The 1,534-nt window shown below is 64.0% G+C and carries 2 protein-coding genes; one reads left to right on the forward strand and one right to left on the reverse strand.

Annotation, left to right across the window (positions count from 1 at the left end):
* A partial coding sequence (locus tag L858_RS20800; protein ID WP_238565012.1) for a DUF4158 domain-containing protein occupies positions 1-837 on the reverse strand: 837 nt, incomplete at its 3' end.
* 129 nt (positions 838-966) lie between these two features.
* Between L858_RS20800 and L858_RS0119140 the strand changes: the two genes are divergently transcribed.
* Positions 967-1,534: recombinase family protein (locus L858_RS0119140; RefSeq protein WP_022684654.1), on the forward strand; the 568-nt coding region annotated here is incomplete at its 3' end.

A 1,534-nucleotide genomic window follows, 5' to 3' on the forward strand; every position in this document is an offset into this window, starting at 1 on the left:
AAGCAGGATGACCCGCCTGCGGGAGACGCGCATCTGTTGGAAAGCCTGGGCTGTATATCGCACGCCTTCGCGGGCGAACTGCGTCAGGCGGGGCTCGTGCAGGGGATCGACCGGAATGCTGGAAATACCGGTCCTATGGATTATCGCGACCTTCTCGAGGATTTCGGCAAGCGAGGCTGACGCGACGCGGGGCTCTGGTTCGCGCAGCCAGGACAAGCGGCTCTGCCGGTCATGTACCTTCTCATCGATCAGCATATCGAGACGCTGACGCATATCCGCATCGAGTTTAGCATCGACCGCGGCGACCAGATCGGTTTCCGTCCGAAGCATCGCCTCGGCCGCCATCCGCTCAACGACGCTGATGCCAGGGATGACGATGCGTCGCGTGCGCAGCTCGTCCAGCAATCGATCAAGCAAAATGCGCCCGTCCACGATAGCCATGGCTTCGGTTTCCAGCCAAGTCATCATGATGCCGCGCGCTGGCCGGCTCAGATCGGTGAATCCGAAGCGCGCCTTGATGGCGGCAAGCTGATCGTAGCGGGTCGGCGCTCGCCGCGCGAAGTCGGCGACGACGCCTGCATCCACTCCGACCTGTTCGGCGATGTGGTCGAGCATGATTGCAGGCAACAGCTCGCCTGTGCGCAGATGTCGCCCCGGATAGCGCAGGCAGCAGAGTTGCAGGGCATAGCTCAAGCGGGTCGCCGGAGTGCGTGCGAAGCCGATCGCAGCAAGGTCCTCGGCATCGAGGCCATGATGTCGCACCACCGCCGCCTCGCTGTCGGGCAAAGCAAGCAACGCGGCGCGCTGCCGCTGGGTCATCGGAATACGTGCGGGCATGTTTCATCCTCCAAAAACCTCTTGCCTTTTGTTGGCTTAGTGAAAGAGGATTGTGAAAGACCCAAGGCTGCGGAAATTGGTGCATGCTGTTTCCGCCTCCAGATACGGCCGTTTGTGAAAGAGACGCAGATGACGCGCGAACCCTATCTGATCGGTTATGCCCGCGTGTCGAAGGGCGACGACCAGTCGAACGCCGCGCAGCGGCGCGCGCTCGATGCGGCCGGCTGCAAGCGGGTGTTCGAGGAGACCGCCAGCGGTGGGCGGTGGGACCGACCCAAGCTTCTGGAGATGATCGGCCAGTTGCGCGACGGAGACGTCGTCGTCGTCTGGAAGCTTGACCGGCTGTCGCGCAGCCTAAAGGATATGCTGCACATCATGGAGCGGATCGAGCTGGCAGGCGCGGGCTTCCGCTCACTGACCGAGGCGATCGACACCACCACCGCGGCAGGGCGGATGATGATGCAGATGGTGGGAAGCTTCGCCGAGTTCGAGCGGGCCATGATCCGCGAGCGTACCAGCGCCGGCCTTGCCCAGGCTCGCGCAGAAGGACGGATCGGCGGGCGTCGGCCCAAGCTCGGCGACAAGCAGCGCCGCGAAATCGCCGAGTCCGTCACGTCCGGCCGCAAGTCCGGTGCCGAGATGGCGCGGCTCTACGGCGTCAGTGAACCCACCGTCTCGCGCATCGTCGCCGCGCACC

The organism is Sphingobium bisphenolivorans (assembly GCF_000412635.1).
GTDB lineage: Bacteria > Pseudomonadota > Alphaproteobacteria > Sphingomonadales > Sphingomonadaceae > Sphingobium > Sphingobium bisphenolivorans.